This is a genomic window from Cryobacterium sp. TMS1-20-1, from assembly GCF_004402355.1.
GTDB classification, from domain to species: domain Bacteria; phylum Actinomycetota; class Actinomycetes; order Actinomycetales; family Microbacteriaceae; genus Cryobacterium; species Cryobacterium levicorallinum.
Map to the genome: position 1 here is coordinate 19,053 of NZ_SOGF01000004.1, position 8,390 is coordinate 27,442.

10 protein-coding genes are annotated in these 8,390 nt (G+C 68.0%); 7 read left to right on the plus strand and 3 right to left on the minus strand.

Features of this window, described 5'->3' with window-relative positions; genetic code table 11:
• Positions 1–117: 117 nt before the first annotated feature.
• The 5 genes from gatC to E3O45_RS00880 are packed head-to-tail and all read left to right on the plus strand — an operon-like array spanning position 118 to position 4,839.
• Positions 118–414, plus strand: a complete 297-nt coding sequence (gatC, locus tag E3O45_RS00860) for an Asp-tRNA(Asn)/Glu-tRNA(Gln) amidotransferase subunit GatC (RefSeq protein ID WP_092451940.1) — start codon at positions 118–120, stop codon at positions 412–414.
• A 2-nt stretch (positions 415–416) separates the two neighbouring features.
• Entirely contained in the window at positions 417–1,964 is a 1,548-nt protein-coding gene (gatA, locus tag E3O45_RS00865) for an Asp-tRNA(Asn)/Glu-tRNA(Gln) amidotransferase subunit GatA (protein WP_134441144.1), read from the plus strand.
• Positions 1,964–3,469 carry an Asp-tRNA(Asn)/Glu-tRNA(Gln) amidotransferase subunit GatB gene (gene gatB, locus E3O45_RS00870; protein ID WP_134441145.1) on the plus strand — a complete coding sequence of 502 codons (1,506 nt, stop codon included), beginning with the start codon at positions 1,964–1,966 and terminating at the stop codon, positions 3,467–3,469. Before gatA ends, gatB begins: the two co-directional genes overlap by 1 nt.
• A gap of 3 nt (positions 3,470–3,472) precedes the next feature.
• Positions 3,473–3,739, plus strand: coding sequence for a hypothetical protein (locus E3O45_RS00875; RefSeq protein WP_134441146.1), 267 nt, complete (start codon positions 3,473–3,475; stop codon positions 3,737–3,739).
• Positions 3,736–4,839, plus strand: coding sequence for a VIT1/CCC1 transporter family protein (locus E3O45_RS00880; protein ID WP_134441147.1), 1,104 nt, complete (start codon positions 3,736–3,738; stop codon positions 4,837–4,839). The genes E3O45_RS00875 and E3O45_RS00880 overlap by 4 nt, the downstream gene beginning before the upstream one ends.
• On the opposite strand, the gene E3O45_RS17355 is transcribed toward E3O45_RS00880, so the two are convergent.
• The 3 genes from E3O45_RS17355 to E3O45_RS00890 are packed head-to-tail and all read right to left on the minus strand — an operon-like array spanning position 4,800 to position 6,427.
• Positions 4,800–5,207 (minus strand): hypothetical protein, encoded by a 408-nt coding sequence (locus E3O45_RS17355; RefSeq protein ID WP_166789347.1) that lies wholly within the window; start codon positions 5,205–5,207, stop codon positions 4,800–4,802. The genes E3O45_RS00880 and E3O45_RS17355 overlap by 40 nt on opposite strands.
• 33 nt (positions 5,208–5,240) lie before the next feature.
• The gene (locus E3O45_RS00885) at positions 5,241–5,624 is read right to left on the minus strand and encodes a hypothetical protein (protein WP_134441148.1); all 384 of its coding nucleotides are present in this window, start codon (positions 5,622–5,624) and stop codon (positions 5,241–5,243) included.
• Positions 5,621–6,427: a FadR/GntR family transcriptional regulator gene (locus E3O45_RS00890; RefSeq protein ID WP_134441149.1), complete on the minus strand. Its 807-nt coding sequence runs from the start codon at positions 6,425–6,427 to the stop codon at positions 5,621–5,623. The genes E3O45_RS00885 and E3O45_RS00890 overlap by 4 nt, the downstream gene beginning before the upstream one ends.
• 227 nt (positions 6,428–6,654) lie before the next feature.
• Here E3O45_RS00890 and dinB point away from each other — a divergent pair, with 227 nt between their 5' ends.
• On the plus strand, positions 6,655–7,869 hold the full coding sequence (dinB, locus tag E3O45_RS00895) for a DNA polymerase IV (RefSeq protein WP_134441150.1): 1,215 nt from the start codon (positions 6,655–6,657) through the stop codon (positions 7,867–7,869).
• A 26-nt stretch (positions 7,870–7,895) separates the two neighbouring features.
• A complete protein-coding gene (locus tag E3O45_RS00900; protein ID WP_134441151.1) occupies positions 7,896–8,222 on the plus strand; it encodes a hypothetical protein in 327 nt (108 codons plus the stop codon).
• Positions 8,223–8,390 lie beyond the last annotated feature (168 nt).

Here is an 8,390-nt window from a genome sequence, read left to right on the forward strand (position 1 = left end):
CAGCGGATACGGACTTCACCAGGGGCGCGGGTGCCCACCTAGCGCGGTCGGCGAATCGGGCGCGCGGCGGCTGGCGAATAGGATTGGATTATCCACCCCAATGCGCATCGGAGCACCATGTCTGAAATCACGGCCGAGCAGGTTGCCCATCTGGCATACCTTGCCCGGATCGACCTCAGCCCCCTCGAGATCACCAGTCTCACCCGTGACCTCGGCCAGATCGTCGACTCGATCGCCAAAGTCTCTGAAGTGGCCACCGCTGACACCCCGGCCACGAGCCACCCGATGCCGCTGACCAACGTCTACCGTGAGGACGTTGTCGTGCCGTCGCTGACGGTCGAGCAGGCCCTGTCCGGCGCCCCCGACCGCGCTGGCGACAAATTCCGCGTGCCCGCCATTCTGGACGAGGAGTAACCATGACCTATCTCACCAAGCTCTCCGCCGCCGCGCTCAGCGACCTCCTGGTGCGCAAGGAGGTCAGCGCGGTTGAAGCGACCCGCGCCCACCTCGACCACATCACGGCCGTCGACACCGACCTGCACGCTTTTCTGCACGTCGCCGCTGACGCCGCCCTGGCGACCGCCGCCGAGATCGACGCCCGCCGCGCAGCCGGTGAGGCGCTGAACCCGCTCGCCGGCGTGCCGATCGCGATCAAGGACGTGCTCGCCACCCAGGACATGCCCACCACCGCGGGGTCAAGAATTCTCGAGGGCTGGGTTCCGCCCTACGACGCGACCGTCGTTGCCCGACTGCGTGCGGCCGGCCTGGTGCCGCTCGGCAAGACCAACATGGACGAGTTCGCCATGGGTTCCTCCACCGAACACTCCGCCTACGGAATTACCCGCAACCCTTGGGACCGCGACCGTATCCCCGGCGGCTCCGGCGGTGGCTCGGCCGCGGCTGTCGCCTCGTTCCAGGCACCGTTCGCCCTCGGCAGCGACACCGGCGGATCCATCCGCCAGCCCGCCGCCGTCACCGGCTCGGTCGGCGTCAAGCCCACCTATGGCGGAGTCTCCCGCTACGGCGCCATCGCGCTCGCCTCGAGCCTCGACCAGGTCGGCCCCGTCTCTCGCACGGTCTACGACGCCGCCCTGCTGCACGACGTCATCGGTGGCCACGACCCGCTCGACTCCACCTCACTGACCGACAGCTGGCCGTCGATGGCCGCAGCCGCCCAGGCAGGTCTCAAGGACGGCGCCCTCAAGGGCGTGCGCATCGGAGTTATCAAGGAACTCTCCGGCGACGGCTTCCAAGCCGGCGTCACCCAGCGCTTCAACGAAACCCTCGCGCTGCTCGTCGCCGCCGGCGCCGAGATCATCGAGATTTCCGCCCCGAACTTCGAGTACGCCGTCGCGGCTTACTACCTGATTTTGCCGGCCGAAGCGTCGAGCAACCTGGCCCGCTTCGACTCGGTGCGGTTCGGCATCCGCGTCAACCCGGCCAGCGGTTCGCTCACGAGCGAGCACGTGATGAGCGCCACCCGCGAGGCCGGTTTCGGGCCAGAGGTCAAGCGCCGCATCATCCTCGGCACCTACGCCCTGAGCGCTGGCTACTACGACGCCTACTATGGCAGCGCGCAGAAGGTGCGCACGCTCATTCAGCGTGACTTCGCCGCCGCGTTTAGCCAGGTCGACGTGCTCATGTCGCCGAGCGCCCCGACGACCGCGTTCAAATTCGGGGAGAAGCTCGCCGACCCGATGGCCATGTATATCAACGACATCACCACCATCCCGGCGAACCTCGCCGGCGTGCCCGGAATGAGCATCCCGATCGGGCTCGCGCCGGAAGACGGCCTGCCGGTCGGCTTGCAGATCATGGCCCCCGCCAAAGCGGATGCCCGCCTCTACACCGTCGGCGCCGCCATCGAGCAGCTTCTCGAAGCGAGTTGGGGGCACACCATGCTCAGCCAGGCCCCAGCACTGACCCCGACCGAAATGTTTGCCAGCGAAGAGGGAGCCGTCTAATGGCCAAGCCAGAATTGATGGACTTCGACAAAGCGCTCGAATTGTTCGAGCCGGTGCTCGGCTTCGAGGTGCACGTCGAACTCAACACCAAAACCAAAATGTTCTGCGGCTGCGCCAACGAGTTCGGCTCCGGCGCCAACACGAACACCTGCCCCACCTGCCTCGGGCTGCCGGGCGGGCTGCCGCAGGTGAACAAGAAGGCGCTGGAATCCAGCATCCGTTTGGGGCTGGCATTGGGTTGTGAAATCGCGGAACACTCGCGGTTCGCCCGCAAGAACTACTTCTACCCCGACACGGCGAAGAACTTTCAGACCAGCCAGTACGACGACCCGATCTGCCATGACGGATCGATCACGATTGAACTCGAAAGCGGCCGCTTGGTCACCGTCGAGATCGAACGTGCCCACATGGAAGACGATGCCGGCAAGCTCACCCACATGGGTGGCGCCACCGGACGCATCCAGGGTGCCGACTATTCGTTGGTCGACTACAACCGCGGCGGCGTGCCGCTGGTCGAAATCGTCACCCAGATGATCGAGGGCGCCGAACACGACGCCCCCGAGATCGGCAAGACCTACGTCGCGGCCATTCGCGAGATCGCCAAGGCGCTCGGCGTCTCCAACGCCCGGATGGAAGAGGGCAACGTGCGGTGCGACGCCAACGTCTCCCTGCGCCCGCGCGGGTCGAACGTGCTCGGCACCCGCACCGAAACCAAGAACGTCAACTCCCTGAGAAGCGTTGAACGCGCCGTGCGCTACGAGATCCAGCGTCAGGCAGCCGTGCTGTCTGGCGGCGGCACCATCACGCAGGAGACCCGGCACTGGCACGAAGACACCGGCATCACGAGCGCCGGTCGGCCCAAGAGCGACGCCGACGACTACCGCTACTTTCCGGAGCCCGACCTGCTGCCGATGGCGCCGTCGCGCGCCTGGGTCGAAGAGTTGCGCCTCACCCTGCCGGAGCCGCCCGCGGCCCGCCGCAAGCGACTGCAGGCCGCGTGGGGTTTTGTGAACCTCGAGTTCCAGGACGTCGTGAACTCCGACCTGCTCGACGCGGTCGAGGCGACCGTCGCCGCCGGGGCATCCGCTCAGGCTGCGCGCAAGTGGTGGACCGGCGAGATCGCCCGGCTCGCCAACGTGGCCGGGGTCGCGGCCGACTCGCTCGTCACGCCGGAGCAGCTTGCCGCGCTGATCCAGCTGGTCGAGGCTGGCACCCTCACCGACCGCCTGGCCCGCCAGGTGCTCGAAGGCGTCATCGCCGGCGAGGGTACCCCTGCCGAGGTCGTCGAAAACCGTGGCCTGGCCGTGGTGTCCGACGACGGCGCGCTCATCGCGGCCATTGACGCCGCGCTACTCGGTCAGCCCGACGTGCTCGCCAAGATTCGCGATGGCAAGGTGCAGGCCGCCGGCGCGGTCATTGGCGCGGTCATGAAGGCTATGCGTGGCCAAGCGGATGCCGCGCGTGTGCGCGAGCTCGTGCTCGAACGCGCCCAGGCGGTTGAGTAGCACGTGACAACTCAGGCTTTCGGCGTGGGCGTGCAGGTGATCGTGCACCTCGACCGCACCCGCTTTCCCGACTCCCTGATCGACGACCCGATCGGTGTGATCGTGGCTGCGGGGGAGTCGGAGGGGTCTGGGCTGTACGCACCGACCGTGGTGCGGGAGAAGTTCTGGGTGGTTCAGTTCGAGCAACCGTTCTTCGGCCTCGATGGCTCCGGCCCGCACGATTCGGCGCGCATTCCGCAGGGCTTCCTCGAAGCGGCGCCGGAGGCGTGACCGCTCCCGGGCCGGTCGGGCGTGAGCCATCGCAGCGGGACATCCGTCGGTGGCGGCAATACCTGGCCGACGAGCGGGCTGAGGCCGCGGTCTATCGTGACCTCGCCAACCGTCGGGCCGGTGAGGAGCGCCAGATTCTGCTCGCCCTCGCCGAAGCCGAGGGACGACACGAAGATCACTGGCGCCAACTGCTCGGCAGCGACGTGGGCTCGCCGCGTCGTGGCGCCCTGCGTACCCGGTTTCTCGGACTGCTGGCCCGGAGATTCGGGTCGGTCTTCGTGCTGGCTCTCGCCCAACGGGCCGAGGGCCGCTCGCCCTACGATGCAGATGCCGACGCGACCAACGCGATGGCGGCCGACGAAACCGTGCACGAAGAGGTCGTGCGCGGCCTCGCCGCCCGCGGTCGCAAACGCCTGTCCGGTACCTTTCGCGCCGCCGTGTTCGGCGTCAATGACGGCCTGGTCAGCAACCTGGCCCTCGTGCTCGGCATCGGCGCCACCGGCGTACCGGCTGCAACGATTCTGTTCACCGGGATTGCCGGGTTGTTGGCCGGGGCGCTCTCGATGGGCGCTGGCGAATATGTCTCGGTGCGGTCCCAGCGGGAGTTGCTCGAAGCATCCACTCCAGCGGCACCGGCCAAGAGTGTGCTCTCGCACCTCGACCTCGCCGCCAACGAGCTGACCCTGGTCTACCGGGCCCGCGGTATGTCCGAGGATGAGGCCGAGACCTATGCCCGTGGCGTGCTGGCCACCGCGTATGCGGCGACCGGTCCGATTTCCGCGGTCACCAACGCGGCCGTCGAGCCCGACGAGCACGAAGCCATCGGCACGGGCACCGGCGCGGCCCTGTCGAGCTTCTGCTTCTTCGCATCCGGAGCGCTGCTGCCCGTGCTGCCCTACCTGTTCGGCCTGAGCGGCTACCCGGCCATGATTCTGGCGACCGTGCTGGTCGGCGTGGCCTTGCTCGCGACCGGCGCCGTCGTCGGTTTGCTCTCCGGCGGGCCGCCGCTGAAGCGTGCCCTGCGGCAGCTCGTCATCGGCCTCGGCGCAGCCGCGGTGACCTATCTGCTCGGGTGGGTGTTCGGCGCCTCGATCGGCTGACCCGCGGCCGGGCCGACAACGACGGCGAGTCCGGTCTGACCGCACCACCGGAACGCGTGTGCCCCATCGGCCAGTAGAGCCGGTGTCGGCGCCGGGTCGCGCAGGCGCTCGGTCAGCCCTGGCAGGCGCAGCAGAGCGCCGGTGGCGAGGTGGGCGTCGGTCGAGACGACGGCCCGCGCGCTGGCGTTGATGAGCGTCACCGGCACACCGCCGGAGCCGATGTGCGGCACGAGTTTGCGCTCGAGGTGATCCACCGACAGGTCGATTCCGACCACACCGATCAGCTCGGTCCCGCCGCGGTAGACCGGCAGGGTCAACGTGAGGGTGTATTCATCGGTGCACAGATAGTCCACGTAGGGCCCGGTCACGTGGCGGCGCCGGGTCTGGGCGGGAACGCGCCATCATTCCAACGCCGTGTAGTCGCGAAAACTCTCGTCGCGGGGGTCTTCAACCGTTTCCAGATGACGGATGCCGGTGGCCGGCAGCGCAGACCCCGCCGGGTTCTGCCCGCCCAGCCACCAGGCCAGGTGCCAGCCCAGGAAGCTCGGCGCGGAGACGAAACCGGCCCCGATCACCATCCCATCGGCGTCGGCGAATTCCGTTCGCACCAGGGTCTCGATCAGAGGATCGAGTGTGGTTCGGCCGCACTCGGGCTGGCTGGCGCAGTCTTCGACCTGCGCGGCCCAGCCCTCGAGGCGTGCGAACACCGGGTCGAAGACGGCCGCTATCCAGGACACGCTGGCGAAGCCATGCGCCTCGTTGTGAACGAGCGGCTCGAACGTCATGAGCGTGTGTCCTCGCGCTCCGGTGTCGTTGTTCTGGCTTGCATCGGTGACATGGGTTCCTGTTCCAGAATGGACTTGGCCTCGATCAGCCACTCGATGGAGTCGGTGATCTGGTTCACGGTGAGCTGCCTGGCTCGAGCGCCGTTCTCGGCGACGAGGGCGGCGACCGTCTCCCGTTGCACCGCACGACAGCGTTCCCGCCGAAGTGGTTCGCTCAGGCTGAGCCAGAGCAGGGAGCCGAATTCGGCCTGCAAGCGCAGTTCTTCGCGCACAAGCCGGGCGGACTGGCTCAGCGCGGCCACCTCGAGACGGAACGTACCGTGGCCGCGGCGCGCGGCATCCGCTGTGAGGGCATCGGAGCGATCGAGAATGCGCTCGAGGTTGTCGATATCGGCTGCACTGGCGCGGTCGGCGGCGAGTTCAGCGGCCAGACCGGCGATCGCGGAATAGTGCACGCCGAGGTCGCGCACCTGAACCCGCGACCAGGCCAGCAGCCGTTCGTCCTGAAGGTCGTTCGCGCCGCGCCCGGCGAACGTGACGAAACTGCCGCCGTCGCGGCCGCGTTTGGTGTGCACGAGCTTATTCCGACGCAGAATCTCGAGTGCTTCCCGGGCGGTGACCGTGGCGACGCCGAGCTGCCTGCCCAGCTCGGCCTCGCTCGGCAGACGCTCGCCATCGTGCAGCACCCCGAGCACGATGGCGTCGGTGAGACGCTGCAACACCAGTTCGGCCCGGCCGGCACCGTCGAGCGGCGCGAAAATAGCCGCACGGGTTCCCGATCCGGCACGGATGGACTGCGGCATGGGCTGCTCGTTTCAGGTTGTGACACGACCGTAACATCAACCCAGCGCGGGCCGCGGACCCCCGGGTTCGCGAGAACATCTCCGGCAGATCGAGAAGCGGATGCCGCCCGCCCGCGAGATCACGCGGCAGCCGCGTCAGCTGAAGAGAAACTGCCGGAGTTGTGCACGGGGGATGACTCTGTGTCGGCCGGTAGTGGAGAGGCGGGGGTTCGGGTTAGGGTTTTTCGGTGGGTAGACAGGACGGCAGTGGGCGGCAGGTGTCGGCGCGGGACGTCGACGACCGTTCTGCGACCGTGCTGCACGTCGACCTCGACGCGTTCTTCGTGTCGGTCGAGTTGCTGTCGCACCCCGAATTCGTCAACCTGCCCGTGATCGTCGGCCACCGCGGTGGCCGGTCGGTCGTCACTGCGGCCAACTACATCGCCCGCAAATACGGCGTGAACTCGGCTATGCCGATGGCGCTCGCGCTGCGGCAATGCCCGAATGCAATCGTGCTCGAGCCGCACATAGGGCTCTATCGGGACTTCTCCACCCGAGTCATGAGCATTTTCGATGACGTGACCCCGCTGGTGGAACGGCTCGGCATCGACGAGGCCTTCCTCGACGTGGCCGGCGCGACCAACCTGTTTGGCTCACCGGCCGTGATCGGCGAACTCATTCGCGCCCGGGTGTTCGCCGAGACCGGGCTGGTCTGCTCGGTGGGCGCGGCCTCTACCAAGTTCGTCGCCAAACTTGCCTCCGGCCTGGCCAAACCGAACGGACTGCTCGTCGTTCCCGCCGAGGATACGGTCGAGTTTCTGCATCCGCTGCCCGTCGCGGCGCTGTGGGGCGTCGGGGCCGCCACCGAGCAGGCGCTGAGTAGACTCGGCCTGAAATTGATCGGCGACATCGCGCACACGCCGCTGGCGGTACTGCGCAAAGCGCTGGGGGAGGCATCCGGTCAGAAACTGTTCGAGCTGTCCTGGGGTCGTGATCCGCGCGCGGTGACGCTCGAGCGGGAGGAGAAGAGCATCGGCCACGAGGTGACCTTTGAACACGATGTGACGGATATCGACCGGTTGCGCAGCGAATTGCTGCGGCAGTGTGACCTCGTTGCCGTGCGGCTGCGGCGGGGCGATCTCGTGGCCAGGCGGGTCGCCCTCAAGCTGCGCTACACCGACTTCAGTACGGTGACCCGGTCGCGCACCCTCGCCGAACCCAGCAATGTGGGCCGGCGCATCTACGAGGAAGCGGTGGCGGCGTTCGACCTGCTGGCGGCCTCCGGCATTCGGGTGCGTCTGATCGGGGTGCGTGCGGAGCAGCTCGGCACGGCATCGGGATCGGTCGGACTCTGGGACCCGGACGAAGACTGGCGGGGCGCGGAGCTGGCCGTGGACACCGTGACCGAGCGATTCGGAGCGGGAACCGTGCGCCCGGCCTCGCACTTCACACCTCGCCCCTGAAGTCTCAGTCACGCTAACCTGATGGCATGACCAGCCTCCCGGAAAAACTCTCAGAAACGTTCCGTTCCGCCGGTGTGAAGTCGGCGTACGGTGATCCCGTGCAGATCGATGGCGTCACCCTGGTGCCCGTCGCGCTCGCCTATTACGGCTTTGGCGGCGGTGATGCCGGTGAGGGCGGGGCCGGGTCCGGCGGGGGAGGAGGCGGCGTTTCGCTGCCGATCGGCGCGTACGTCAAGTCGGGCGGTACAGCCCGGTTCGAGCCGAACGTCATCGCCCTGCTCGCCGTCGGTGTGCCGTTCCTCATCGTCGCCGGCCGCGCCTTGGCCCGGGTGATCCGAGCCCTAAAGAAGTAGTCGCTTTCTGCACGGGGCCCGGGCCCGGAAACCGGGCCCATGATAGATCATGGGCCCACGGAGCTAAGGTGGGCCCGGGCGAGTGTGGCGCAACCGCCGCGCGGCGCGCGGGCGACGCGGGCGACGCGGGCGACGCGGGCGACGCGCGAAGCGTCGCCGCGCCCAGCG